General features: G+C 46.6%; 25 protein-coding genes and 1 tRNA gene. 13 read left to right on the top strand and 13 right to left on the bottom strand.

The features are described from left to right. Positions 1–641, top strand: a 641-nt coding sequence (locus ACFW2W_RS15315) for a tetratricopeptide repeat protein (protein WP_378179598.1), incomplete at its 5' end; no start/stop codon positions are given. Positions 642–764: 123 nt separating this feature from the next. On the opposite strand, the gene ACFW2W_RS15310 is transcribed toward ACFW2W_RS15315, so the two are convergent. Next, a complete protein-coding gene (locus tag ACFW2W_RS15310; protein WP_378179595.1) occupies positions 765–1,361 on the bottom strand; it encodes a COP23 domain-containing protein in 597 nt (198 codons plus the stop codon). 78 nt (positions 1,362–1,439) lie between these two features. On the opposite strand from ACFW2W_RS15310, the gene ACFW2W_RS15305 reads away from it, so the two are divergent. Then, complete coding sequence (locus ACFW2W_RS15305; RefSeq protein ID WP_378179592.1) at positions 1,440–1,628, top strand: hypothetical protein; 189 nt, start codon at positions 1,440–1,442, stop codon at positions 1,626–1,628. A gap of 73 nt (positions 1,629–1,701) precedes the next feature. Here ACFW2W_RS15305 and ACFW2W_RS15300 read toward each other — a convergent pair whose 3' ends face one another. Beyond that, complete coding sequence (locus ACFW2W_RS15300) at positions 1,702–1,914, bottom strand: helix-turn-helix domain-containing protein (RefSeq protein WP_378179613.1); 213 nt, start codon at positions 1,912–1,914, stop codon at positions 1,702–1,704. A gap of 127 nt (positions 1,915–2,041) precedes the next feature. Between ACFW2W_RS15300 and ACFW2W_RS15295 the strand changes: the two genes are divergently transcribed. The 3 genes from ACFW2W_RS15295 (at position 2,042) to ACFW2W_RS15285 (ending at position 3,122) form a co-directional block, all read left to right on the top strand. Beyond that, positions 2,042–2,245 carry a hypothetical protein gene (locus tag ACFW2W_RS15295; RefSeq protein ID WP_378179589.1) on the top strand — a complete coding sequence of 68 codons (204 nt, stop codon included), beginning with the start codon at positions 2,042–2,044 and terminating at the stop codon, positions 2,243–2,245. A 210-nt stretch (positions 2,246–2,455) separates the two neighbouring features. Continuing rightward, complete coding sequence (locus ACFW2W_RS15290) at positions 2,456–2,719, top strand: DUF6888 family protein (RefSeq protein ID WP_378179610.1); 264 nt, start codon at positions 2,456–2,458, stop codon at positions 2,717–2,719. A gap of 16 nt (positions 2,720–2,735) precedes the next feature. Further along, positions 2,736–3,122 carry a DUF6887 family protein gene (locus ACFW2W_RS15285; RefSeq protein ID WP_378179586.1) on the top strand — a complete coding sequence of 129 codons (387 nt, stop codon included), beginning with the start codon at positions 2,736–2,738 and terminating at the stop codon, positions 3,120–3,122. Positions 3,123–3,405: 283 nt separating this feature from the next. Here the strand turns inward: ACFW2W_RS15285 and ACFW2W_RS15280 are convergent, their stop codons facing one another. The 3 genes from ACFW2W_RS15280 to ACFW2W_RS15270 form a co-directional block, all read right to left on the bottom strand. Beyond that, positions 3,406–3,759: a DUF1257 domain-containing protein gene (locus tag ACFW2W_RS15280; RefSeq protein WP_190415354.1), complete on the bottom strand. Its 354-nt coding sequence runs from the start codon at positions 3,757–3,759 to the stop codon at positions 3,406–3,408. Positions 3,760–3,904: 145 nt separating this feature from the next. After that, the gene (locus tag ACFW2W_RS15275) at positions 3,905–5,416 is read right to left on the bottom strand and encodes an AAA family ATPase (protein ID WP_378179582.1); all 1,512 of its coding nucleotides are present in this window, start codon (positions 5,414–5,416) and stop codon (positions 3,905–3,907) included. Between the two features lie 103 nt (positions 5,417–5,519). Continuing rightward, positions 5,520–5,867 (bottom strand): hypothetical protein, encoded by a 348-nt coding sequence (locus ACFW2W_RS15270; protein WP_378179607.1) that lies wholly within the window; start codon positions 5,865–5,867, stop codon positions 5,520–5,522. A gap of 176 nt (positions 5,868–6,043) precedes the next feature. Here ACFW2W_RS15270 and ACFW2W_RS15265 point away from each other — a divergent pair, with 176 nt between their 5' ends. The 3 genes from ACFW2W_RS15265 to ACFW2W_RS15255 all read left to right on the top strand — a co-directional run bounded on the left by ACFW2W_RS15265 (position 6,044) and on the right by ACFW2W_RS15255 (position 8,830). Next, positions 6,044–6,658 (top strand): hypothetical protein, encoded by a 615-nt coding sequence (locus tag ACFW2W_RS15265; RefSeq protein WP_378179579.1) that lies wholly within the window; start codon positions 6,044–6,046, stop codon positions 6,656–6,658. A 183-nt stretch (positions 6,659–6,841) separates the two neighbouring features. Beyond that, on the top strand, positions 6,842–7,519 hold the full coding sequence (locus ACFW2W_RS15260; RefSeq protein WP_378179576.1) for a response regulator: 678 nt from the start codon (positions 6,842–6,844) through the stop codon (positions 7,517–7,519). An 834-nt stretch (positions 7,520–8,353) separates the two neighbouring features. After that, positions 8,354–8,830, top strand: a complete 477-nt coding sequence (locus ACFW2W_RS15255; protein WP_378179573.1) for a peptidoglycan-binding protein — start codon at positions 8,354–8,356, stop codon at positions 8,828–8,830. A gap of 109 nt (positions 8,831–8,939) precedes the next feature. Here the strand turns inward: ACFW2W_RS15255 and ACFW2W_RS15250 are convergent, their stop codons facing one another. Together ACFW2W_RS15250 and ACFW2W_RS15245 are read right to left on the bottom strand one after the other, a co-directional pair. After that, complete coding sequence (locus tag ACFW2W_RS15250) at positions 8,940–11,147, bottom strand: PAS domain-containing protein (RefSeq protein WP_378179570.1); 2,208 nt, start codon at positions 11,145–11,147, stop codon at positions 8,940–8,942. A gap of 946 nt (positions 11,148–12,093) precedes the next feature. Next, positions 12,094–14,139, bottom strand: a complete 2,046-nt coding sequence (locus ACFW2W_RS15245) for a GAF domain-containing protein (protein ID WP_378179567.1) — start codon at positions 14,137–14,139, stop codon at positions 12,094–12,096. 300 nt (positions 14,140–14,439) lie between these two features. On the opposite strand from ACFW2W_RS15245, the gene ACFW2W_RS15240 reads away from it, so the two are divergent. Further along, positions 14,440–14,970 carry a hypothetical protein gene (locus ACFW2W_RS15240; RefSeq protein ID WP_378179564.1) on the top strand — a complete coding sequence of 177 codons (531 nt, stop codon included), beginning with the start codon at positions 14,440–14,442 and terminating at the stop codon, positions 14,968–14,970. 176 nt (positions 14,971–15,146) lie between these two features. Here ACFW2W_RS15240 and ACFW2W_RS15235 read toward each other — a convergent pair whose 3' ends face one another. From ACFW2W_RS15235 to cpdA, 5 genes are all read right to left on the bottom strand, one after another. Beyond that, positions 15,147–15,512 (bottom strand): hypothetical protein, encoded by a 366-nt coding sequence (locus ACFW2W_RS15235; RefSeq protein ID WP_378179561.1) that lies wholly within the window; start codon positions 15,510–15,512, stop codon positions 15,147–15,149. Continuing rightward, on the bottom strand, positions 15,512–15,718 hold the full coding sequence (locus tag ACFW2W_RS15230; protein ID WP_378179558.1) for a hypothetical protein: 207 nt from the start codon (positions 15,716–15,718) through the stop codon (positions 15,512–15,514). Before ACFW2W_RS15230 ends, ACFW2W_RS15235 begins: the two co-directional genes overlap by 1 nt. Before the next feature lie 8 nt (positions 15,719–15,726). Next, positions 15,727–15,951 carry a hypothetical protein gene (locus tag ACFW2W_RS15225; protein WP_378179555.1) on the bottom strand — a complete coding sequence of 75 codons (225 nt, stop codon included), beginning with the start codon at positions 15,949–15,951 and terminating at the stop codon, positions 15,727–15,729. A 3-nt stretch (positions 15,952–15,954) separates the two neighbouring features. Next, entirely contained in the window at positions 15,955–16,839 is an 885-nt protein-coding gene (locus tag ACFW2W_RS15220; protein WP_378179552.1) for an AAA family ATPase, read from the bottom strand. A 248-nt stretch (positions 16,840–17,087) separates the two neighbouring features. Next, the gene (gene cpdA, locus ACFW2W_RS15215; RefSeq protein ID WP_378179549.1) at positions 17,088–17,885 is read right to left on the bottom strand and encodes a 3',5'-cyclic-AMP phosphodiesterase; all 798 of its coding nucleotides are present in this window, start codon (positions 17,883–17,885) and stop codon (positions 17,088–17,090) included. A 463-nt stretch (positions 17,886–18,348) separates the two neighbouring features. On the opposite strand from cpdA, the gene ACFW2W_RS15210 reads away from it, so the two are divergent. Next, a tRNA-Cys gene (locus tag ACFW2W_RS15210) sits at positions 18,349–18,420 on the top strand. A gap of 2 nt (positions 18,421–18,422) precedes the next feature. Here the strand turns inward: ACFW2W_RS15210 and purM are convergent. Next, positions 18,423–19,475, bottom strand: a complete 1,053-nt coding sequence (gene purM / locus ACFW2W_RS15205) for a phosphoribosylformylglycinamidine cyclo-ligase (RefSeq protein WP_378179548.1) — start codon at positions 19,473–19,475, stop codon at positions 18,423–18,425. A 439-nt stretch (positions 19,476–19,914) separates the two neighbouring features. On the opposite strand from purM, the gene ACFW2W_RS15200 reads away from it, so the two are divergent. From ACFW2W_RS15200 to ACFW2W_RS15190, 3 genes are all read left to right on the top strand, one after another. After that, on the top strand, positions 19,915–21,132 hold the full coding sequence (locus ACFW2W_RS15200; RefSeq protein ID WP_378179546.1) for a septal ring lytic transglycosylase RlpA family protein: 1,218 nt from the start codon (positions 19,915–19,917) through the stop codon (positions 21,130–21,132). Between the two features lie 347 nt (positions 21,133–21,479). Beyond that, complete coding sequence (locus ACFW2W_RS15195; protein ID WP_378179604.1) at positions 21,480–23,039, top strand: bifunctional pantoate--beta-alanine ligase/(d)CMP kinase; 1,560 nt, start codon at positions 21,480–21,482, stop codon at positions 23,037–23,039. Between the two features lie 368 nt (positions 23,040–23,407). Beyond that, positions 23,408–24,385 carry a polysaccharide deacetylase family protein gene (locus tag ACFW2W_RS15190; protein ID WP_378179544.1) on the top strand — a complete coding sequence of 326 codons (978 nt, stop codon included), beginning with the start codon at positions 23,408–23,410 and terminating at the stop codon, positions 24,383–24,385. The last annotated feature ends 47 nt before the right edge of the window (positions 24,386–24,432 follow it).

Here is a 24,432-nt window from a genome sequence, read left to right as displayed (position 1 = left end):
CACTAGGGGAGTTGCAACAGCACCAAGAGGCGATCGCATCCCATGACAAAGCGATTCAAATCAAGCCTAACTTGCATGAAGCTTGGTATAACCGAGGCGTGGCGCTAGGGGAGTTGAAACAGTACCAAGAGGCGATCGCATCCTATGACAAAGCGATTCAATTCAAGCCTGACGACCCTGAAGCTTGGTATAACCGAGGCAATGCGCTAGGGGATTTGCAACAGCACCAAGAGGCGATCGCATCCTATGACAAAGCGATTCAATTCAAGCCTAACTTCCACAAAGCTTGGTATAACCGAGGCGTGGCACTAGGGGAGTTGAAACAGTACCAAGAGGCGATCGCATCATTTGACAAAGCGATTCAAATCAAGCCTAACTTGCATGAAGCTTGGTATAACCGAGGCGTGGCGCTAGGGGAGTTGAAACAGTACCAAGAGGCGATCGCATCCTATGACAAAGCGATTCAATTCAAGCCTGACAAGCATGAAGCTTGGTATAACCGAGGCGTGGCGCTAGGGAAGTTGCAACGGTACCAAGAGGCGATCGCATCCTATGACAAAGCGATTCAATTCAAGCCTAACTACCAATTAGCAATAGATAATCGCAAGAAGTTACTAACTCAGTTGGGACGCTCAAAATAGCGGAGATTTATGAGGACAACATCGCTCAACTTATAACTTGTCATAGACAGCAGCTTCGGATTTTCTCAATTAGCGCCTATGCGGAATAGTCATAAATAGCTATGTTGTCCCAGTCACAGCAGATTATTTTTTAGCAGTTTCTCCAGCATTCAGATCCTGAGTTGCCAAAAAGTTCCCCAAATGAACAGACGGCGAAGCTGGGGACAAAAGAGGAGCAGATGGTTCCCCGTTACTGTTTTGATCCACAGTATTCTTATTCTTTAAAGCCTCAATCATCTTGCTCAGAGACTGGTAGGGATCAACACCAACATCCAGCGTTACCAATAGGTTGCAATTATCGCCACTGAGCTTAGTTTTAGCACAGATAACAGATTGTCTAGGGGTTTTGGGGTCAGGGCGATAATCAAATGCAGTCAGACCATGTTGGCGATAACGTTCCAAACGGCTTTCAATCTCACCGCACCTTTTTAGAGTGTTCCAGTCACCACCAAAGGTGTTTACCATTCTCAGCCAAGGTTGCTTACCCTTGTCGTTATGATAAACCACCGTCCAAATCTCACCTTCGTTGGAGTAAGGTCGGAGTTCGCAAGTAAAGCGGTCATTCTTTCCGCTGAATAGTAACGGCGGCTTCTGGTTATTAATAATATCGTTTGCCAAGGCAGCAGCACCAATCACAACACTGATAATGGCTACCACCAAACCTGTTTTTACTAAAGACATACGACTTGCCCTAAAACCCCGTAGAGATGTTGATTTTCCTAAGATAACTCATCTACACAGCTATCTAAAGGAGGATTTATGAAGAGATTGCAAAACTTGGCGGTTAGAAACCGCGTCTACACAGACGAAACCCGCCTGCGCGGGTTCATTCGTCAAGCGACCAATTTTTGTAGAATGCGATCGCGCCAACTTACTCTACCAACAGGCGATCGTTCCTCACTTATTTTACCAACTCAGGAGGCGATCGCCCTTTTTTGTATCAGTTAGTCAAGTGGAAAGCGATCGCATTTTTCCATACAAGCGATCGCGCTCTCGACCAATTTTTGTAGAATGCGATCGCTTACTCTTCCAAAACTTCCACCAAGTCTTCTATTATCACGTCAAATACACGGGCTAATTTCAGTAAAGCCGTATAGTCTACAGTTGCCAGCTTCAGAGAATGGGCATAGCTTCTGACTGTACCGTAAGGAATTCCTGTTCTATCTGAGACTTCTTTGAGCGTCCAACCCTTCTCTGTAGCTAGTTCCCGAACTTTTAACCTAATTAACCCCATTCTATACTTGACAACTGCTGCGTTCGCAGCATTTAATAATATTATCCAAATAAGCGATCGCCCTCCGACCTGAGAAATCAAGGGCGATCGCTCCTAACACAACCCACATTGTGGGAAGGATAGCTCTATGATACCAACATCGCAGACCTACCGAGACAGACTTCATCCTTGGTGCGTGATTCGTCATCTGCCAAACTTACAAAGGTTGACTGTAGCGCGATTTCGCCGCCGCAATGATGCAGTAGCGCATCTTCAGTTAGTCCAGCAATTGATACCCACTGATAGCTATGCAGTCATTTTTGATGCAATTGTAAACGACGAAGACAATTAGAATTGAGAGTCTTAATAAGAAGCGATATGCTTTAGCATTCGCTTCGCTACGCGCTTAATTTGAGAAGGCGATCGCTTTTATTCAATAATTCATACTTGTTTTAAGCAACGCCCTTTTTTCCAATGCCTGCAAGAGACAGAAATGAACGATCTCGCACTCTTTCGATACAGCTCGATAGTATTTTAATATGTATGCCAGAATTGAGGAAGAATTATTTTTCCAACTAACGAACAAGCGTTAAAGTGCCTGATAGTCTGTCAGATGTTGTCCAACTATTACCGGGACATCCACCTATTCCGTTTTAATAGCCAAACAGGAGATGTTTTCATTCTGGCAGGAGCAAGCGATGAACTAGAGATTATTGTATCCTCTGATGGACTTTGGAGGTTCAGGACTTACGCAAAGCTTATACATATAGCGTTTTGTAGGGGCAATCCCTCTGTGGTTGCCCTCAGATGTGGTGATGTTGCGTAAGTCCTGAGGTTTTTAGATGAAACCGAATTTTGAAGAAATGAGCAAAGCTGAACTCAAAGCTTATGTGCTTGCACATCGGGATGATGATGAGGCTTTGCGTGTCTTATTTAGTCGCCGTAATCCTCCTGATTCGGAAGCAACATGGTACGGACCAATGTTTACTCCAGAAGGTGTGCCAATTGAAGAAAACATCCAAATAGCTGAAGAGGCGATTCGGCAACGAGCTGATAAAGACCGAGAAAAACAAATAGAGAAAGAACTACAAAAAGAAAGAGAAATAGAAGCAAGAATTAGGCAGAAAATTGAGAAAGAAGTGGAAGAAAAGCTACGGTTGCAAATTGAAAAAGAAGTAGAAGAAAAGCTGCGGAAGGAATTCGAGAAAGAAAAAGACCAAGGTTCTTAGAGTTTAAGAGTAAATCAAAGTAGGGGCGATCGCTATGGCAGTGCCTTTCTTGGTGTAAGCGATCGCATTGCATCTTTGTAGGGGCTTTCGCATTCGGGCGAAGAAATAGGCTATCGAGGTGTTTGCCTGGATAGTAGGTTATTGTACTGCTGAGGCGCGATCGCCCCGCTATTGTGTCATTACTGCTATAAAAAAATATACCCAGCTAGTTATAGCTGGGTAATAGGAAAAACGGGCTAACCTAGAGTTGATTAACCCGATAGCTTGGGAACGCGCACACAAATTACTTTTGCACAACCAACTTAACGTTGGCATTTTGCAGACCGCGTTGCTTGACTTCAGCCAAGGTCTTGTTCACGGCATACTTCTGATTAATCGAGTTAATCAGTTCGGTTTGGTTGTGCTTCTTGGCGACGCCCCACAGGTCAGCAATCAGGTCGAAAGAGCCATCGCTGTTGCGAGACCAACCGAGGTCATACTCGCCTTCCAGAACTGCAACGATGTCAGAACGAACCCGCTGACCGTTATAACCCCGAACATCTGCTTCGGTCTTGACGCTGATACCCAGGTCGCGGAGAGAAGCTTTCAGGATTTCGGCATCGGTGATTTTGGTACGCAGAGTGCTAAAGTGAGACATTTGGATTTCCTCCAGTAGAGAGTTAAGAGAAACGACAACTTGTGGATTTGAGTCTGCCGCCTGGGCACATTACTGGGCGGCTTTTTTTTGTCAAACTGCTAGCAAACTGCTAGCCTTTCCTCCTGTTGGGAGCAGGAGAAAGCTTTTAAAACTCCAGTCGCTGATATTCGGCGACGGAGGACGCAGCAGGTCGCGCTCGCTGTCTGGCCCAGTCCCTCAGGGCCGTTACCTGCTCGTTCATGGTTCGGGAAAGCGGCAGAGTGGCTTTAATTGCCGCAATGATATCGAGTTGGGTAAATTCTCGCTCTTGGGCAAATGCTTCGTACATTGCCGCGATCAATCCCTGCTCAATTTCTGCCCCGGAAAATCCATCGGATACCTTAGCCAGCTGGTCGAGGTCAAAGCGAGAAATGTCTCGCTTCCGCTTGCTAAGGTGAATATTGAAAATCTCTTTGCGTTCATCCGCAGTAGGCAAGTCTACAAAGAAAATCTCATCGAAGCGTCCTTTGCGGAGAAACTCACCCGGTAGACGTTCAACCCGGTTGGCGGTTGCCATCACGAACACCGGAGACGTTTTTTCTTGCAACCAGGTAAGGAAAGAACCAAAGATGCGGCTGGAAGTACCGCCATCTGAGTCAGCAGACCCAGAAGTACCGGCAAATGCTTTGTCCAGTTCATCAATAAAGAGAATCGCTGGGGAAATTGATTCAGCCGTTTTCAGGGCATTCCGCAAGTTAGCTTCTGAGCGCCCCACCATTGAGCCGTCGTACACTCGCCCCATATCTAGGCGCAGAAGTGGCAGACTCCAGAGGCGGGCAGTCGTTTTAGCAATTAAAGATTTACCACATCCCGGCACCCCCAAGATTAACATCCCCTTGGGTTGGGGCAGACCATATTCCCTTGCTTTCTCTGTAAAAGCATTAGAACGTTGTCTCAGCCATCGCTTTAGCTCTTCTAAACCGCCAACTGAATCTATGGTTTCATCTTCTTCGATAAATTCCAAGATGCCGTTGCGGCGGATCAGCTGCTTTTTTTCAGAAAGAATAATATCGACTTCTGTTTCCGTGAGACGCCCGGTTTTGACGAAAGCTTTCCGATAAACTTTTTCGGCTTCATCCCGCGTCAGACCCAAGGTTGCTTTTAGCAGTTTTTCCCGAACTTCAGTAGTGGTGCGACGAGAGCGGGTTTGCTCTAACTGACTAGATAGCACTTGGTTCAGTTCTGCCAAGTCTGGCAAAGGATAGTCTAGAACCACGACTTCCTTTTCCAGCTCAATGGGGATTTGCTGAATGGGTGACATGAGAACGATGATTTTCTGCGTCCCTTTGAAGCTAGCGATCGCATCCCGCAGCCACCGCGTTGTTGCCGGTGAGTCTATAAAGGGGTGTAAGTCTTTGAAAATAAAGATACCAGGCTCTCTTTGGCGCACTACCCATTCAATCGCTGCCTCTGGGGAGACGGTGTTGTGCTGGGTAATATTGCGGGGTTGACCGTACTCGACTATGCCGTGGGTGACAGTCCAGATGTAAACGCGCCGAGCCAGGGATTTCGTCTGAGCAATATTAGCAATTGTTCGCTCCGCCCGCTCTTCCTCGGAAGTCACTAGGTAGATTAGGGGGTATTGAGCTTGAACCAGAATATCTAGCTCTTCTTTCATAACTATCGACCCATTAGAGACGGCACAACCACTAGCCAAACATTCATCAACCGCAACCAACGTGAGCAAGCGAGGAAATCAAGCAGTCTGGAGGATTGGAACTTTAACAGGGAACCAACGCCTCTTCTCCCTGAGAATCCGTGCCGAGTTCACCTCTGGCACCTTCAAGAGTAGTCAGCTCTTGGGCGATTACGCCTGGTTGATTATCCAGGGAAACCATTTCTCCATCTCGCAGTACCACAGAGCTAGTACACTCCGGACAGGAATAGACTCGATGAGTCCTCCCCTGGGTTGCTTCTACCTCATCAACCACTTCTGGGTTCGCCAGGTAGAAGACAATCGCTCTTTCGACAATTGTTGACATGGGTTCCGTGTCAACAGCTGCGCGAATTTTGATCTGGCGATGGAGACCTGGAGGAAGATACAACGTAACCTTTTGCTTATCTTGCATATAACTTTTCAGTTGTTCTACCCGGGTATATTTCACAGGTTATCTGCCTTATTCCGGGCTGTCAAGACATCATGCCAGCATAACGGCAATATTGTTACATTGCTTAATATTCTCCGGCAGAGTCGGGCGAACTGGCGAAGGAATATAAGCAGGCAGAACGGAGATAGGTTTCGGCGGTGTCCATTGCTAAATACGTTCCCAGAGGCATCCGGCGTCCTAGATCGGTTGTTAAAAGTCAGAGAATAGAAGCTTGTTGCAGATGGCGTGTCGTTGCTTATGCGATCGCGCTCTCTATAATGCTGTGGGGTTGTCGTGCCTCGGATACCCAGTCGCCAACCTGGAAAACTTATAAAAACCCGCGTTATAGCTTCGAGTTTCCTTATCCCAGTACCTGGATTGCTGCGCCAATGCCAGACAATCGGGATGGACGAGCTTTTAGAGATCCTCAAGCTCCAGAGGTGGAAATATTAGGAGTGGCAGGCGATCGCTTGCCAGAAATTGAACTTGCGCCATCGGGGCAAAAAAACCCCCATCAATTCATGCAGCAGAACTTTACTACCCAACAAGGAGTTACAGGAAAACTTTACGTAGAACTGCGTTCAGATATCAGTTTGATGCGACTGACGTTGATTCAGGGAAGGATACGCTACTATTGGCAGGGGCGATCGCCCTCTAAAGAATTTTCCAATTATTATCGCTTCTTCTATTACGTTGCCGGACAATACCGCATCCCCTTGCAATCAAAATCAGGAGAGGGGGAAAGGCTAACAGAAGGAGATTCCAGGCAGTAATCAGCGCAAAATGGTATAAAACTGCAAAATTCCCTAAAAATATAGGGCTTTGGCAATTTTTAATTTAAACTTTTACTTTTTAAATTCTAGAAGGGATTAGGATTGGTCTGAGGAAACCCGCCTTATCCGATTACCTGCCAATCCGCGTGATTTTGTCCTAAGTATAAAGTGCCATTTAATTCCATGCCCTCCGAAACAGAATCACCCCAGAATCTACCAACCAAGTCAAACCCATTGCGGGTTTTGATTGTAGAAGACGATCCCATGATGCAGTTGGGTTTAGAGCAGTCATTAGCCGCTTATCCGCAGTTCACGATTGTAGGACAAGCCGAAGATGGCTATTTAGGCGTTGAAGCCGCTCTTAAACTGAAACCGGATCTGGTGGTTATGGATATTGGTCTGCCAAGACTGGATGGAATTGCTGCCACCCAGCAAATCAAGGCAGCGCTTCCTGATGTCCGGGTGGTGGTATTAACCTCCCACACTACAGAAACCGAAATTATTGCCGCCCTTTCTAGTGGTGCGGATGCTTACTGCATCAAAGGTGCCAGTGTAGAACGCTTGCTCTCTGCGATCGCTGCCGCCCAAGAAGGGGCCACCTACCTCGATCCGCAAATTGCACGACGAGTAATTGACCATCTTAAACCGCCTTCAATGAGCGGCAGTATTTCCACACTATCGCAGCGTGAGTTAGAGGTATTGAAATTAATGGTAGAAGGCAAAAGCAATCCGGAGATTGCTACCGTCCTCTACCTCAGCCCCAACACTGTCAAAACCCATGTCCGTGGCATCATGAACAAGCTGTCTGTAGATGACCGGGTTCAGGCAGCTGTCGTGGCGCTTCGTTCTGGACTGGTGTGAACTAAATTCTGTAGAAACGCGATTCATCGTATTTCTACAGAAATGTCCGACGCTCCAAGTGATAAAGTTTTACGATTTGATGTCTACTTGCAGTAAACTGTGCTGACTGTTGGTGCGTCGAAACCTGTGATTTTGGCTCGATTAAAGATTTTCTGCTGGTTAGACGGGGAGATTTTGTAATCGCCTCTGGCTGAATCAAAATAAGCCCCATGCGTCGAGCGTATAAGTAGAATGACAACATGACAATGCACCCTTGAATTCAGCGTCAGGTCTCAAGTTAAGACAAATAGAAGCGATCGCACTTCATCCCCTTGTCTCACCCAACTGGGTGAAAATAAGTTCTGCCTTAAGCTAGATAAAAGGTTGAGTACCGTTCGCCCAACCTACGCAGGGTCTTTAGTTTAATTGTGTCCAGCTACTTAGATGGTAAACAATACTTTAAAAAAGTCTTAAGTAGATGGATCTAATATTTGTAGGATGGGTAGAACATAAGCGAAACCCATTTCAGTGTTGGGTTTCGTTTCTCAACCATTCCCTACTTCAGATGCGCGAGTTTAATTATGTCTACCTACTTATCCATACAATTCAGCTCTTTAAAGAAAGAGTAATTATTAAAATAATCTGATTTATTTTATCTACCTCATGCTCTTGATTCACCCGAATGGATGATTTCGATAAAGGACGAACTGTAGCAATCAATAAAAGCCTTTCAAAGAGGAGCCGATAATCAATATCATCCAAAAGAATGAGCTGGTTGGGTGAAGTGGAAGCTGGGAACTGAACATTACCTTAGTAAGTGTAAGGAACACCAAATCACTTCAAGGAACACTAACCATGCAAGCTCCAATTAATACTCAAGCAAATGCCAATGCTCAGACCAACAAACCTGTACTTCAGCGCGGTTCCCAAGGAGCAGCAGTTGAAGAACTGCAAAGACTTTTAACTCACTGGGGAAGTTATAACGGTGACATTGATGGAATCTTCGACATCGTAGTTGAAAATGCAGTAAAAGCCTACCAGCACCGCGTCTTTTTGAAAGAAGATGGCATCGTTGGGAATGTGACTTGGCAGGCGCTTTACAAGGGTGCGCCCGTCAATATGCCGGTGCTACAAAAAGGTAGCAAAGGTCAAATCGTAGTCACGCTTCAGCGTCTTTTACAGACAACTGGCGATTTTACTGCTGCAACTAGCCCGAACTTCGGCTCAGCAACAGATGCAGCGGTGCGCTCTTTCCAAAAGCGCTCTGGTTTAATTGCAGATGGAATTGTCGGCGATCGCACTTGGCACGCTTTGAGTAAGATTCCTCACTAAAGAAGGAACTTCACTCGCTTCACGCCTCTCTTCACGGAGAGGCGTGAAGAGATTTTTATGTAAGGTTGATTAATTAACCGGATTTGATATAACTTCAAAAACTAAAAGGTCAAGAAGCAAGCCTATTCAGGGGTAATGTAAACCACAAAGTTGTCCCCGATCCAGGACTGCTATTCGCCCCAATTTCCCCGCCGTGGGCTGTGATAATTTGCTTGCAAAGATACAATTTTAAACCAGTGCCAGTCGAGCAACTGGATCTCGGATCTCGGATATAAAGATCGAATAAGCGATCGCACTCTTGTTGACTCATCCCGATACCGTTATCCTGAAGCGTGCATCGCAGCATTTGAGTCTCAACGGTGGCGCTCAGCCTTAGGCTCAGTCTAGGCGGATTATGCTTCAAAACATGGTTGAATAAGTTTTCTAAAACTCGCTGTAACTGAGTCGGATCGACCATGACCAAGGGTAAATCAGTGGAAACTAGATTCGTCAGTGTCGCTTGATTTTGCGACAGCATTGGCTCTAAGTCTTGGAGAATCTTTGCAAACAGGGTCTTTATTTGAACAGGCTCACGATGGAGGATAACGCCCTCTTCCTCGCTAGAATGAGTTTCTAACAAGGAATTAATCATTCCCAATTGCCGATCGTTACCTTGAATCATGCGCTCGACAATTGAGCGAGAAAGCGTGATTTCTTCCCCTGGCTGATTGAGCAAATTTTTTAGCACCATAACAGTTCCGATTACCGAAGTCCGGAGTTCGTGGGAAACTGTATGTAAAACAACGTCCTTGAGTTGGTTCATTTCTTGGAGTTCCGCCACTGCCTGCTGTAACTGGGCAGTGCGCTCCTCGACAGTGCGCTCTAGACGGGTATTCAGGGTGGAGACTTGTTCGTAAAGTTGTGCTTGTTGGATTGCGATCGCTACTTGGGTTGCCAGCGAACAGAGCAATTCAATTTCAAACTGCTGCCAATGACGCGATCCGCTGCATTGATTGGCGATCAACATTCCAAAAAACTCGTTTCCCACCAGAATGGGAACGCATAAACTGGCTTTAATTTGATATTGGGCGTAGTATGCAGTATGAAAGCGAGATTTAACTACTTTCTCTGTATCATCAATTGCCTGAACCTGACCTTGTTTAAAGAAGGATTTAAGTTCTTTGAGATAACGATCGCTTGTCACCCATCCGAGAATTGATCGACAATCCGGTGCCACCGATTCTGCTACAACTTTGCCTTGAGAATTGGCATCCAAGTGACCGATGAAAACCCGGTCGGCTTGCAGAAATTGCCGAACTTCCCGAACGGTGTTATTGAGAATTTGATCGAGATCCAGCGATCGCCTAATTCTCAGAGCAATTTCTCCTAGTAAGCGAGCAGCACTCAGAGCGCAGATGCTAGCGCGATCGCGTTCTCCCGCCGCCCGGAGTTGGACTTCCGCCTCCTTCCGCCTGGTGATATCCAGAATATATCCTTCGTAGTGGGTGATGTTCCCTTGGTCATTGCGGACAACGCTGGTGAATTCATAAACCCATCGCACCTCACCATCGGAGCGAATCAGGCGATAGTCCTGTTCCTGAAAATTTAAGCCAGCCGCATCATACGCTTGAGTCTGAGCCTCGATTTGAGCTAAGTCATCGGGATGGATAATGCTACCATACGTCACCCTGCCACTGATGAAGTCATCCGGTTGATAGCCCCACTGACATACATTGGGCGAGACGTATTCCACGGGTCGATTTTCTTGGGCAACCCAGCGGAAGACCGTAACGGGTCCCCTGATAAATAATCTGCGTTCTCGCTCCAGTGCTGCTTCGGCTCGCTTGCGTTCTGTCACTTCCATCAGCAAGCCATCCCAGAGAATATCACCGTTCGCCTGCTTTTCCGGACGGGAGGCGCATTGTACCCACTTAATTTTGCCAGTAGGCGTGACGATACGACCTTCCCAAGCCCAAGGTTGCAGCGTGGCGGCAGAAATATCTACAGATTCTTCATACCCTTTGACATCATCGGGATGAATTAAATCCTTAAGCAGTTGAAAATTTGCCTGAATATTTTCGGGTTCTAATTCAAACAATTCTTGGTAGCCGGAACTGGCACAGACGATGGATTCACGACCATCTGGGCACCGCAGGTACTGGTAAATCATGCCCGGTATGTTGGCAACCATTCTTTGAAATCTGGACTCTTGCTGTCTGAGCTTGTCTGTCGTTTTTTCAATCGTTTCAATCCCGCCGTCAGCCAGAATTTGTTTGAGCTTTTCAAAGGCGGCTTCGTCCCGACAACACTCCCGTATGGCTTCTAGATATTCAGGCATTAGCAATTACTTCACTTCTTTTTAACTCAACCATTTTTAAACAATTTCACCAGATTAACAGGCTGACAACTCTTAAAAATGAAGTCCGAAGTGTGAAGAGCCGCGTGCTGTAACTTTCAACCCCTCTGATTTTTCATTTTTCTATAGCCTTCATTCTTTAGTATTCCCATCTCAGCTTTAAAAATGCAGTCGATAGGTGATTGTAAGTAAACTGGCACAGAAAATCTAAGTTCTAATCTCTTTCCTCTGCCAAAAGGAAGAATTTTTCGGTCACGATCAAAAGCAAAACTTGATTTTTAATTGTCTTCACCTACTGAGCGATCGCTCAAAGGTTTATTTTCTAATTTAAGCTCAGGTAACGCATTTAACTTCCTTCTAGTGAATCACCCAATCGGGTGATTTTTAGTCATGCGTCCTTAGCCATTGATTAGTCAATTTAAGATTGGCTTGACAGTTGAAACCGCAGCTATACAGACTCGCACCTGCCTTCTCCGGTTTAAAGCTCATCAGGACTTACGCAACATCACCACATAGTAAGGGCAACCACAGAGGGATTGCCCCTACAAAATGCTATATGTATAAGCTTTGCGTAAGTCCTGACTCATGATTTTTCGTTAGTCCGCGCCAGACGGACTTAGTTTGCTGATGCGGCGACTTCCAGTCGCCAGGGCTTAAGTTGACACCAATGAACAATCAAAAAGCCCCTACTGATGTACCGCACCCAACCCTTGAATTGCTATTGAAGGCGAGATCCTAGGGCAACTCTTACGAAGTCGGGGATCTGAGGCGCTAGTATCTCAGGACTTACGCAACTTGCGCGACATCTGGGTCAACCACAAGGGGATTGAACCGACAAGAATCCTATATGTATAAGCTTTGCGTAAGTCCCGATCTCACAACTTAAATAAGATTGCTATATTAAGCAGGCATGAAACAGCTCTTAAGACTAATAACATCCTTCTGCTTCTGGTGACATTGCAAGAGGTAAAGTAAACCAGAAGGTTGTACCGGCTTTTGGGGAGCTAGTCACGCCAATTTTGCCGCCGTGAGCTTCTACGATCTGCCGACAAAGATATAATCCCAAACCGATACCAGTTGAGCGTCGTGCTTGCGAACCACGGGCATAAAGTTCAAAAGCGCGATCGCATTGTTCTGGATTCATCCCAACACCGTTATCTTCAATGATGCAGCGAATCACCTGTTCTTCAACACTCGCCCTGAGAATCATCCTGAGTCCGGGCGGGTTATGGTTGAAGGCATTGGTGAGCAGATTTTCAAACACGCGCCGCAGCTGAAGCGGATCGGCGTTCACTGTGAGCAGTTTAGATGGAATTTGATTGATAAGAATTGCTTGATTTTTGGCACATAGCGGCTCAAAGTCCTCAACAATCTCTTGAATGAGAGAGTGGAGTTGGACTGGTTCGCGGTGCAAGACAAAACCTCGCACTTCACTGGTGTGAACTTCTAACAGGGAGTTAATCAAGCGGAGTTGGCGATCGGTACTTTGAATCATCCGCTCTAAAATTGAGCAAGAAACTGGAATTGTTTTTTGTTCATTGCTAATAGCTAATTGTTCATTGCCATTAGCAATGAGCAAATTCTGCAACACCAGTAACCAGCCGGTGAGCGGCGTCCGCAGGTCGTGGGAAACGGCGTGGAGGAAGACATCCTTCAGCTCGTATAGTTCTTGGACTTCCTGCATTTTTTGCTCTAGTTGAGCGGTGCGTTCCCGAACTTGGCATTCCAAGTTGGCATTGAGTTCCTGTACCTGTTTGAAGAGGCAAGATTGCTGAATGGCGATCGCTACGTGGGTTCCCAACTGCTCCAGCAAATCAATTTCCATCGGTTCCCAGCGCCTCGCACCACTGCATTGATTAACAATTAATGCACCCAATAAGCGATCGCCTTCCACGCGAATCGGGACAGCCAAGGCGGCTCTGACGTGATAATCGCGGTAGTAGGATGCGATCGCTGGGTGAACCGTCACTTGGGTTGTATCCTCAACGACTCGAACCTGATTCGCCTCAAACAAGGTTCGCATTTCCTCCAGGGAACTTCGATCGTCAAGTACCCAGTCCATAATCGGCGGGTAATTGGGGTCTACCGATTCAACCATTACCCTGCCTTTTCCCGTCACATCGGAAGCGATGAAGACGCGGTCGGCTTTCAGAAACGACCGGACTTCCGCCACGGTGGTGTTAAAAATTTCCTCCAAATCCAGCGATTTGCGGATTCGCAGCGCCATTTCTGCTAACAAGCGATCGCGTTCTTGCACCAGACGCTGCTTCATTTCTGCCTGCTTGCGTTCAGTGATATCGTTCCCAATCGTCAGCTTAGCGGTAATTTGTTGCAGCCGTAATTCGCTCTGCCGTAAAGTTTCAGTTGTTTGCTGATGAGCGATCGCTTTCCCTAAGCTTGCCGCTATCGTCATCAAACAAGCTTCCTCATCCTTTGACCATCGGCGATCGTAGTGGCAATCATCAAAGCCAATAAAGCCCCAAAGTTTGCCACCGCCAAGAATTGGGACAACTAATATAGAGCGGATTTGTTTGTGAGCCAAAACTTCCCGTTCGCTATCTGGAAGTTCGCCAATTAAACCCCGAATCGCCTTCCCAGCTTGCAGATCGTCGTACCACCGACTGATGCGACAAGCCGCTAACGCTTGGTTCTGTAAATTGGGATTGTGAATTTGAGGCGTCACAAACTCTTTTGTCCATTCAAATCGTTGGCTGAAGGCTAATTCACGGGTTTCCGGATGAGGATGAATCTCAAAAATATAAACCCGATCCACTTCCGTTACTCTACCTAGAGTTGCTAAAGCTTGATTGACGCCGACTGCAAAATCGCTATTCGTCAGCAGTTGGTGAGTCGCTTCTGCTACACCTTGCAGGAGATTAGACCCATACATCGTGTTAGCTTTCGCATACGGCGTAGTGGAAACACGCTCTTGTAGATAGCAAATTTTTTGACTCTGACCGATAGTCTCGCTCACTCTTTAACCCTTTTGTTCGATTGCAGTGGAGGCTTTCATCCTTCGCGCCGATAAAAGTCTTTTGTTGGGTTGAAAGCCAAAGGCAGCAGTCAGAAGAATGAATCTTCCAAAGGCAGAATTAAAAATGATGAATTTGTTCCCAATTCATCATCTATGCTTCAAGATTTATCCTTCCTTTTTCCGAAAAAATACGGATCTATCACCCGATCGGGTTAACCATCTGTAGGAAGGCGATCGCGCCTGCGTCAAGCGATCCTATTTATAGAGGCTCTTCACTTGAGACGCTTGCAGGCACTTTAAATGACACTGACGACTTTAATTCTCCAAAAACTTCTCTTCAAAATTCCCCCTTTTCAACCCGTACAATTCGCCACCACTTTAGGAATTTTGTCTGCACTGCTGCTGAATGCATCTACTTCGACGTTAGCTCAGTCAGCATCCGATGTGTCTCCAGAACAACCAAACCAGCAATTGACTGTACAACGGCAATCGGGGACCTGTCCCCAATCAGTCGGACTTTGGACAGTCTTGCTGCCTTCTGAAGGTGCAGCCGATCATACAGTTGTTGCTGACACGAAAGCGATCGCTAGTAACGGGAAAATTTCGTCTTCAGGCAATACGTTTGTGGAATATGAAGCTCCACTGCAAGAAGCTTATGCCTCCTGTGTCGGTCAGGCAAGTTCTCCAGATTTACACTCCTATAGCTTCGAGTTTCGCAATGGTAAAGTCTATTTTCGCGTGAATCTCGATTGGGTTCCTGGCTATACTAAGATTGTTTCTAAAACCGTGGCATCTGGGCGTCCTTTCGTGCATTGGCAAGCCAGCGAATAAAGCCGTGCAAAATCGCTCAAAATCGCTTTATCTATCAGCTTTTGAAATCTCGCTCGTCTTTGTGAAGTCGAGTAGTAAGTGCTCGTTGCGTGCCTTTGTCACTGGAGATTAAGGAGAAAGAGATCGCTTCTTAAGAAAAGAGAGCGATCTCTTTGTGCGTATTTCCGATTATTCCACTACCCTCGCTGAAGATACTGATAGTTTTCGTTTTCCGTACACTTCCGTAACTCTTGCAGCTTTCTCAGACGGGAAGTTGCATTTTGATACTCTTGTTTTGAAGGAGAATCTCCAAGCTGATTAAGTAAAGTATCGCTTTCCTGACTAATCACTTCTAGGAAAAAAGCCCTCAGTTTTCTACGATTCTCCTTACCTAACTTGACCAAAGGTAAACTCTCTTCTTCTTCATCAATTTTGATTTTGGTTTTGCGAGATTTACCGATTTTAGAAAATTCAGATTTGGTCAACCACTTGTAAATTTCTTCTGATACTTCTACAGTGTACGGTGAATGACCATTTTTTGGGTAAAAGCTGATATCTAACATTAGCCTTCCTCCTGAGCTTCTGACTCCATAAACTCTTTTTCTGGAACATTCTCAGCCCAAGCTATATTTGCATTGTTAAACAATTCTTTAGCGCTAGCAGAGATTGTTCCTGTCGTAATAACCCCAATAACAGTCCCTTTGTCGATAATTTTCTGGGCTTCACCTGGATAAATATTCTGTTTTGCCTTAATTTCTATGTGTGTCATGACCCTATCTAATGATTATACTTATTTTGAATCTGGCAGACTATCTCTTTTACTCGTGGAATGTCATCGGGATTAATAAGCAAAATATCACCGTTTGAGTCATTCCCTCTCGTTCTTTTAGCTGAAATTCCTTCTTCTTTCAACTTCTCGATAACCCACCCAGTAAGCTTTTTATGTACTTCATATTTATGCATCATCATATCTTCATCTGTTTCCCATTCCTTCTGAGTCATAACTCACTCCTTATAAGTTCTTGCTAAGTGTTCACGGCTTGAGAATTCTTTCTCAAAAAGCTCAAAAAGCCTTTGCTTAACAGAGGTATTACTATCAGCACATCTTATATCGATTAGTAAAACTCTATACAAAGCTTTTATATCCCCCGCAGTGAAGCCACGGCGTTTGTAAATATCATATATCTGGTCTAAATCTTCTTCTGTGGGATTGTGTTTAATTGGCTGATTTAAATAACTAAGATATGCTTTAAAGTCATCCCTAGACAAAGTAGGATCAACAAAATGTTTTAAAGAAAATCTTCGCACTACCGCTGTATCTACCAGGTTAGGTACATTAGTAATGCCAAATACCAATAAATGGTTACTTGTGGATGGCTGAAGCTTGTCAAGTTCTAACATTAATGTTGTCATCGCTCGACGAACAGCATCATGCTCTTGAGCGCGGCTGCGACTCATACAAAAGGCATCAAGCTCATCTAATAGTAAAAACACTGATGAACCATTTGAACAAATTTTCTGTAAATCTTGAAATATCTGCTCTAGGTTCCTGGAAGATTGACCCAACGCTGGATCAAGCATTCTACCAACATCAACCGTGTAGAAATTTATTTCATTAGTAACTTCTTGCTTGAGCTGATCAAAAAGCAAGTAGCATAGAGTGGTCTTACCCGTATTGGGTGGTCCGTACAGAAGAGCAGATGGTGCAAGGTTGTAAATGCTAAGCTGACTGAGCAGAGAGTCGTCAGCAGTCACCATAGTTTTACAAAAACGAAAGAGATATCTCTGTAATTCATCTAACCCAAATAGTTTCTGGTGGGCAATTTTACGCTTAATCTCTGCATGAGTTAACTGCAAAAATCCGCTAGCCCCTTGAACAATACTGCTCATATTGACGACCTTATCTCAAAATTTTGAAATTTTTCTGCGGCTTTACAGTAATACTAGCTGCTCAGTCCTGCTAGTGATCGCTCTTTCAAGATACTCCCGTCTCAGTGAATAACGGCTCAGTGTTTTCACCCATGTTTCAAGCGATCGCGCAACTGTTGTAGGTAAAAATATCGCTTGAAAGCGCGATCGCATCCAAAAAAACCCGTTTTCTTGAAGAAAACGGGTTTTTAAAAATGCCAACTTCCACCCTAATAACCACTAGCTGCCAAATCCAACTCATGCGCGTAAGCAACCCGTTCCACCCTAGTTTCAATCGTGCCATCTGGATACAGATTCAATAAGCGAAATCCCGGCGCTTCCTCATCTAAAGAAAACTGGTGGCTGTGAGGTTCAAACTGAATCGAAGTAGAGGGACTACCCAAGTAATGAACGTCACCACGCCGCCGATAAAATTCTTGATGAATGTGACCAAAAACAACCAACCGCACTTGAGGATGGCGATCGATAACGGCAAACAGTTCCTCTGAATTTTGTAATGAACTGCCATCCAGCCAATCTGAATCGACGACAAAAGGCGGATGGTGTAAAGCAATCAGAGTAGGACGTTTACCTGCCCGCTGTAGCTGCTGGTCTAGCCAAACTAAGCTTTCTGAAGATAGTTTGCCATATACGCAAGCCGGTACGTGAGAGTTGAGCAATAAAAACTGCCAGCCTCCCGCTTCAAATGACTTCTCCGGACAAATCGGAGCCTCATTTAATACCTCCTGCATTACCAATGGTTGGTCATGGTTGCCTGGTAGCCAGTAAGTAGGAATTCCCAGAGGACTCAGTAGTTCTGCCAACCGCGTGTAAGATTGCGGCTTACCATCTTGGGACAAATCTCCCGTCAGCAGTAGCAGATCTGGCTGAGGGCACATTCTTTGCAATTGCTCTAAAACTACATCAAAAGACTTAGCAGTAGGAAGCCCTAGCAATTCCTTTTTGGTATCTGCAAACAAGTGAATGTCTGTGATTTGAGCAATCAGAAGCGGGTTGGCTTGAGTCATAGTTTCTGTAATAAAAAGGTATTCTGGTAGCTGCTCAAAAAATACTTAGGAGCGTGGATTTATTAACCTCTAATTGCCTGCGTAGGGGCTTTTTCTGTGCCATGCCCCTACAAAATGTGAATTTATACCAATTATTTAATCCACATTCCTTAGCAAGTCACTACACCCCGATGGCTGTTTTTGGTAGATCCAAGGGAGATTCTCCCTGGGATACAACCAAAGCTGACGAACTTCCCCAGCCGTAGGCGAACGTCAACCATTCCGTAAATACACTTACATTTGGAGATTCGTATTAGATTAGCGTTTCAGATCATCAAAGACTTGCGATCTAGGAACCCCGTTCCTGTGATCTTCATCACATAAGACAATCCGCATCTGCTTTGAATACAGCTACTAGCCTTCCAATGAGTACAGAGTCAATGCGCCCGGAAAAAATTTTGGTATACTAAGAATCTGCGATCGCGGCGGCATAGCCAAGTGGTAAGGCAGAGGTCTGCAAAACCTTTATCCCCCGGTTCAAATCCGGGTGCCGCCTTTTTAATCTGGGATTCCGATCAGACCCCCGCTACCAGCGATCGCTTTGCCGATGGCATAGGCGGCGATATTCTGGGATTCAAACCAGTTGATGGTTTGGTCTGCCTGGTCTGGGGGCACGAGTAATACAAAACCGATGCCCATATTAAAAGTATTAAACATATCGGCAGGTTTGACTTCACCGGCGTCAGCCAGCCAGTTAAAAATAGGCGGAATCACCCACGATTTGGGATCGATCTGGATAGATAAATCGGCACCGATACAGCGAGGTAAGTTTTCTGGCAAGCCGCCACCCGTGATGTGAGCCATGCCATGAATGTCAAGCCCAGCCTTACGTGCCGCTAAAACGGGTTTGACGTAAATCCGGGTGGGAGTTAATAAAACTTCGCCAAAATTCTTACCATCTAAGGGCGCAAAGCCTTCCCGCCTGACATCTGTTGGGGAAGCGTGCAAGTCAACGCCGCTACGTTCGACAATCTTCCGCACCAGACTAAAGCCATTGCTGTGGATACCTTGGCTAGCAAGAGCAAGAGCGACATCTCCCTCTTGCACCAGAGAACCATCCAATATCTGGCTCTTTTCCACAATCCCCACACAAAAACCTGCTAAGTCATACTCGCCCACTTGGTAAAAACCCGGCATTTCTGCGGTTTCTCCTCCCAGTAGGGCACACCCCGACTCACGACATCCCGCAGCGATGCCATCAACCACCTGAGTTAGCTGCTCTGGATTTAATTGCCCTGTAGCTAAATAATCTAGAAAAAATAACGGTTCTGCGCCACACGTCAACACATCGTTGACGCACATTGCTACAAGGTCAATTCCGATGGTGTGGTGACAGTTGAGCTGATGGGCGAGTTTGAGCTTGGTGCCGACGCCATCCGTCCCTGAAACCAAAACCGGCTCTTTGTATCCAGTTGGCAACTGAAACCAACCACTAAAGCCGCCCAATCCACCCAATACTTCCGAGCGGTGCGTACTTTGCACCATACTGCGGATTTTTTCTACAAAACTCCGCCCCGCCTCAACATCTACACCTGCGTCTCGATAATCCATGAATTCAAACCTGTTCAGCAGCGATCAAGAGACGTATTTTACTTGGCTAACGCGACAGATGGGACAGCGATCGCAATTTAGTACGGATGGGCAGTGCCATGCCCCTACTGAGTAACGAATTATTCACAAACTGGCTCGGTCATTTGTGAAGTTTTGATGAAGTTCCGGAAACCTGATTTATTCCCCAAAACATATTGACATCAACATCATAACCGCATTTTTTCGGAAATTACAGTGTAAAGTTTTCATAAAGTTGTTGCTTCCTAGAGGAAATCCCCGATCCCCTTTTCAAAAACTTCATGGTAGTCTGTTGCAGTTCCACACACCAGAGTGAACACAGAACGAGTACGAGTTATCAATTGGGCAAATGAAGCCGTCTGGCACTGCCGCCAGCAAATGGCTCTACGCTCGACTTCCCAGTACTTTTCACAAGGACTCTATGAATCAAAGACTTTGTTTCGGAATGCTTGCAACCCTGTTAACGACTGCCCTCCTGGGTACGACTACATCTAGTTATGCGGAGTCAATCAAGGGGGTTAACCAAGCTTCCGAATCCCGTGTTTCTCAGGCGCAACAGACAAGCAAATCGAGAGTGACTAAAAACGACCTTCGGCAAGCAGTCTCGTCGCCCTTATCTGTCTCAACACCATCAAACGTTCAGCCGCCTGACGGTGTCAAATTGGGAGAATACCAGTCTCAAGCCGCAATCCGTTGCTTGGTAACACCTTGTCCAAGCGCAATGGATCGGGCGGTTGTTGCTAAAATTCTTCCCCATGAGTTAAACGGGTATCAGGCAGCGACACTCTATGTCCGCAGCATCCCAGTCTTAACCTTTCTCGGTTCCCGTCTAGCTCCCGCACAAAGCACAAAAGTAGGGGAAACCTGGAGAAATTCGGACGTTTCTCGTCAGCAAAGGTCAAGTAAAGCGGATGCCAACACTTCTCAGGACGATCCGGTTTGGCGAGCCACTGCTGTTGCTGCGAAGCTGAATCAGTTGAGCCGAGAGCATGTGGATGCTAAAGCGATCGCGGTGATTTGGAATGGTGACAAGAGAAACTACAGCATTAAAGTGAATGGTGAGGAACTGGTGGAGGTGAACGGGAAAACAAGATTGCCCGACACCACTCGCAACGTTGCCACCGATGCCTTACAAGCAACCAATCGACTGAGACGCCTGATGGGCAATGCGCCGCCGCTACGGGAGATTGCCGGTGTACCGGTATCTAAGCCCAAGCCACGCCAGATCGCCAATCGCCCTAGCTCCTCCAGAGTCGCTAACGAGCGATCGCGCATCATGCAACAATCAACCACCGCCATTGCCTACAGACCTGTACTCTCCGAGTTTAAGGGCATGGCATCCTGGTATGGTTACGCCGACAATGGTTCTCAAAGTGCCAGCGGTGAACGATTTAATGAGAATGCATTAACCGCTGCTCACCGTACTTTACCTTTCGGAACCCAAGTGCGCGTGACTAACATGAACAACGGGCTTTCTGTCGTCGTGCGAATCAACGATCGGGGGCCGTATATTCGGGGTCGGCTCATTGACGTGTCAGCCGGTGCTGCTAGAGTTTTAGGCATGATGAGCAGTGGTGTGGCACCAGTGCGTGTAGAAATTCTAGGCAAACCGCAGCAGGTAGCAGTTGATGACAACTAACTTTTAGCCAGAAAGATGTTAAGCCCAGACTCTTGACATTGAACCTCCTGCACGAATCTAGCGAAGCCCTCCGACTCAAGTCGGGGCTAGACTTGCATAAGTGTGCCGAAAGCACACTAAACAAGTCAGGACTTACGCAAAGCTTATACATATAGCGTTTTGTAGGGGCAATCCCCCTGTGGTTGCCCTCAGATGTGGTGATGTTGCGTAAGTCCTGATCTAAACCACCCAATCCCCTTTTCTGGAGATAGACTACTGGGCAGAGAGTAGTGTTAGTGGTTAGTAGTGAGTTGCTGGAAAACCAACTACTAACCACTAACAACCAAAAAAGGGGGGGTTTGGTGCGCCTGTTTACGACAACTGCTGGATTGCACTGCTACTTAGATTTATACCGGCATCGCTTGAAAATCGGGTTTGTACCGACAATGGGAGCATTGCACGCAGGGCATCTTAGCTTAATCCAACAAGCTCGACGCGAGAACGATCGCGTCATCGTTAGCATCTTCGTCAATCCGCTACAGTTTGGCCCGACAGAGGATTTTCAACAATATCCTCGTCGGTTAGAGCAGGATTGGCAATTGTGCGAACAAGCTGGGGTAGATGCGATTTTTGCCCCCGCCGCTGAAGAAATGTACACAATTGCGCCTGTTCCCGATTCCCAATTACCAATTCCCAATGACTTAACTCAGGTAGTTCCACCAGAGTCTATGACCTCGGTATTGTGCGGTCGCTCTCGACCCGGACACTTTCAGGGAGTGGCGACAGTAGTGACGAAGCTATTGAACCTGGTACAGCCGACTCATGCTTATTTTGGCGAGAAAGATGCCCAACAACTAGCGATTATTCGGCGTCTAGTGGCGGATCTCAATTTGCCGGTGGAGATTGTGGGGTGTTCCATCGTCAGGGAGGCGTCTGGACTGGCACTCTCGTCCCGCAATCAGTATCTGAGTGCTGAGCAGAAACAGCAGGCGTCGGTGTTGTATCGCGGCTTGCGGCAAGCGCAGAAAAAATTTAAATCGGGCGATCGCTCGCGCCCTGTTCTCATTGAGGCAGTTCAAAAGGAATTAGCACTCGTCCCAGAGGTACAGATCGAGTATATTGAACTGGTTCACCCAACAACTCTCATGCGATTGGAAAAAGTTGACGAGACGGGACTGTTAAGCGTCGCGGCGCGACTGGGAACAACCCGTTTGATTGATAATGTAACCCTACGCGATCGCCAGCCAATTTTGGCGATTGATGGCCCTGCCGGGGCAGGAAAATCCACCGTAGCCCGCACGGTTGCCCAGTCTTTAGGGCTGCTTTATTTGGATACGGGGGCGATGTACCGCGCCCTGACTTGGCTGGTTCTGGAATCGGGAACCAGCGTCAAAGATGAACCGGCGATCGCTGAATTAGCCAGCCATTCTCAGATCCAGCTAAGCACCAGTGACGACCTCCAGACGCCGGTGCGGGTTTGGATTCATGACCGCGAAGTGACCCAGACAATTCGTTCGCGAGAAGTCACGGCTCAAGTATCAGCGATCGCTGCCCAACCCTACGTCCGCCGCGAACTCGTAAAACAACAGCAGCGCTGGGGAATAAAAGGAGGTGTCGTCGCCGAAGGACGCGACATCGGCACCCACGTTTTCCCGGATGCGGAACTCAAAATCTTCTTAACCGCCTCCGCTCAAGCGCGGGCGCAACGCCGTCAGCAAGACCTGAAAAACCAAGCTCAGATAGAGGTCAGTTTAGATCAGTTGGAGCGGGACATTCAAGAACGCGATACCCGCGACAGTACCCGCGCCTTGGCACCCCTACGAAAGGCAGCCGATGCCATCGAGATCCAAACCGACGGTCTGAGTATTGCCGAAGTCACTGCACAAATTGTCAGCCTTTATCATCAAAAGCTGTCTGTGCCTGTCTAGCAAATGCTTTCAAATTGCACGGTTTAACAAAAATGTCAAGAGCTGTAAAAACTAACTTTGTTACCCGGATTGACTTTCGGTTGGTTAGTATTTTGCTGTAGCCTGCAACCAACAGGGCGGACTTCACTGCCCTGTTCAACAAACAAGCAATTAACGATAAATGATATAGTTTCTGATCTTTTAGCGCTCTAGACAGTAACTCTAGAGACGAACAAAGGACAGCAGACGCACGTCCTCTAGCTAGCAGTCATGCTGACGCCAGTCGCGCCGCTAGCTGTGAAGAAATTTTTGAGAAGCATGGTATCTAGAAGTGGCGGAAAAACTGTGAATTGCCGCCCTGATGAAAGGAGGAGTGGAGGGGACTTAACGTGGCAAAGTATGACCGATCGGTCTGGCGGGAAAAAATAACATTAATTGCTCTGGCTGCGGCTGCTAGTAGTTTTATCGCTGGTCTCATGTTGCCAGTAAACCAACAAGGTAGCGATCCAGGGATTCTTCTATCCGCCACTGAAAAAATGGGGCATCACACCCTAGACAAAAGTGGCATTGATATCCAAGCCTTAAAGGCGCAGCGAGATGAGGCGTTTATAAAGGTTTTCGCTCGATTGGAACAGGAAGCACAAGACAGACGCCTGACGTTTTCTGCGCCTACGCAATTTCAGGGAAAAACCTTTCGGGAAGTAAAATTAAGCAGCAAAGAGAAAGTCATCGCCCTGACATTTGATGACGGCCCTTGGCCTAAAAGCACGTTGGAAGTGCTGGAAATCCTCAAGAAAAATAACATCAAGGCAACGTTCTTTATGGTGGGGAAGAACGTGAAAAATTTTCCCCCTTTGGCGCGTCAGGTTGCCGTGGATGGTCACGCGATTGGTAATCATACTTGGAGCCACCTTTACCATTATTTCAACGAAGCTGGAGCTTCCAGTGAAATTGACCGTACATCTGACATGATTTATCAAACTACAGGCATCAAGACAACTCTATTTCGTCCACCCGGTGGTCATCTTAAAAATGGATTAGCTGCCTACGCCCATAAGAAAAACTACGCGGTTGTAATGTGGTCTTCTGACTCAAGAGACTATAGCCGTCCTTCGGTGCCAATATTCCTCAAGCAGGCGCTAGCAGGAATCACATCAGGCGGAATTGTCTTGATGCACGACGGAGGAGGCAATCGCGACCATACGGTGCGGGCTTTACCACAACTAATCGCCGAATACAAAAAGCGTGGCTACAGGTTTGTCACCGTGCCAGAATTGATGGAGATGCAAGACAAAGAAGTTAAGTTGGCAGCCGCTGCTAAACCAGCTCCTCCGAAAGCTCAACCGGCTGTTCCCAAAACTGAATAAAGGAGTATAGCGTTGTAGCAGGCATTTATAGAATTTATAGAGAAAGA

It is taken from the genome of Coleofasciculus sp. H7-2 (assembly GCF_042747725.1).
Lineage (GTDB): Bacteria > Cyanobacteriota > Cyanobacteriia > Cyanobacteriales > FACHB-T130 > FACHB-T130.
The sequence above is the reverse complement of the archived record's forward strand: the minus strand, read 5'-3'. Positions and strand labels throughout refer to the sequence as shown.

Bases quoted from the DNA above. Each gene is read 5' to 3' on its own strand.
- ACFW2W_RS15310 (WP_378179595.1), bottom strand. From the start codon at position 1,361: ATGTCTTTAGTAAAAACAGGTTTGGTGGTAGCCATTATCAGTGTTGTG.
- ACFW2W_RS15305 (WP_378179592.1), top strand. From the start codon at position 1,440: ATGAAGAGATTGCAAAACTTGGCGGTTAGAAACCGCGTCTACACAGAC.
- ACFW2W_RS15300 (WP_378179613.1), bottom strand. From the start codon at position 1,914: ATGGGGTTAATTAGGTTAAAAGTTCGGGAACTAGCTACAGAGAAGGGT.
- ACFW2W_RS15295 (WP_378179589.1), top strand. From the start codon at position 2,042: ATGATACCAACATCGCAGACCTACCGAGACAGACTTCATCCTTGGTGC.
- ACFW2W_RS15285 (WP_378179586.1), top strand. From the start codon at position 2,736: ATGAAACCGAATTTTGAAGAAATGAGCAAAGCTGAACTCAAAGCTTAT.
- ACFW2W_RS15280 (WP_190415354.1), bottom strand. From the start codon at position 3,759: ATGTCTCACTTTAGCACTCTGCGTACCAAAATCACCGATGCCGAAATC.
- ACFW2W_RS15275 (WP_378179582.1), bottom strand. From the start codon at position 5,416: ATGAAAGAAGAGCTAGATATTCTGGTTCAAGCTCAATACCCCCTAATC.
- ACFW2W_RS15270 (WP_378179607.1), bottom strand. From the start codon at position 5,867: ATGCAAGATAAGCAAAAGGTTACGTTGTATCTTCCTCCAGGTCTCCAT.
- ACFW2W_RS15260 (WP_378179576.1), top strand. From the start codon at position 6,842: ATGCCCTCCGAAACAGAATCACCCCAGAATCTACCAACCAAGTCAAAC.
- ACFW2W_RS15255 (WP_378179573.1), top strand. From the start codon at position 8,354: ATGCAAGCTCCAATTAATACTCAAGCAAATGCCAATGCTCAGACCAAC.
- ACFW2W_RS15250 (WP_378179570.1), bottom strand. From the start codon at position 11,147: ATGCCTGAATATCTAGAAGCCATACGGGAGTGTTGTCGGGACGAAGCC.
- ACFW2W_RS15240 (WP_378179564.1), top strand. From the start codon at position 14,440: ATGACACTGACGACTTTAATTCTCCAAAAACTTCTCTTCAAAATTCCC.
- ACFW2W_RS15235 (WP_378179561.1), bottom strand. From the start codon at position 15,512: ATGTTAGATATCAGCTTTTACCCAAAAAATGGTCATTCACCGTACACT.
- ACFW2W_RS15230 (WP_378179558.1), bottom strand. From the start codon at position 15,718: ATGACACACATAGAAATTAAGGCAAAACAGAATATTTATCCAGGTGAA.
- ACFW2W_RS15225 (WP_378179555.1), bottom strand. From the start codon at position 15,951: ATGACTCAGAAGGAATGGGAAACAGATGAAGATATGATGATGCATAAA.
- ACFW2W_RS15220 (WP_378179552.1), bottom strand. From the start codon at position 16,839: ATGAGCAGTATTGTTCAAGGGGCTAGCGGATTTTTGCAGTTAACTCAT.
- cpdA (WP_378179549.1), bottom strand. From the start codon at position 17,885: ATGACTCAAGCCAACCCGCTTCTGATTGCTCAAATCACAGACATTCAC.
- purM (WP_378179548.1), bottom strand. From the start codon at position 19,475: ATGGATTATCGAGACGCAGGTGTAGATGTTGAGGCGGGGCGGAGTTTT.
- ACFW2W_RS15200 (WP_378179546.1), top strand. From the start codon at position 19,915: ATGAATCAAAGACTTTGTTTCGGAATGCTTGCAACCCTGTTAACGACT.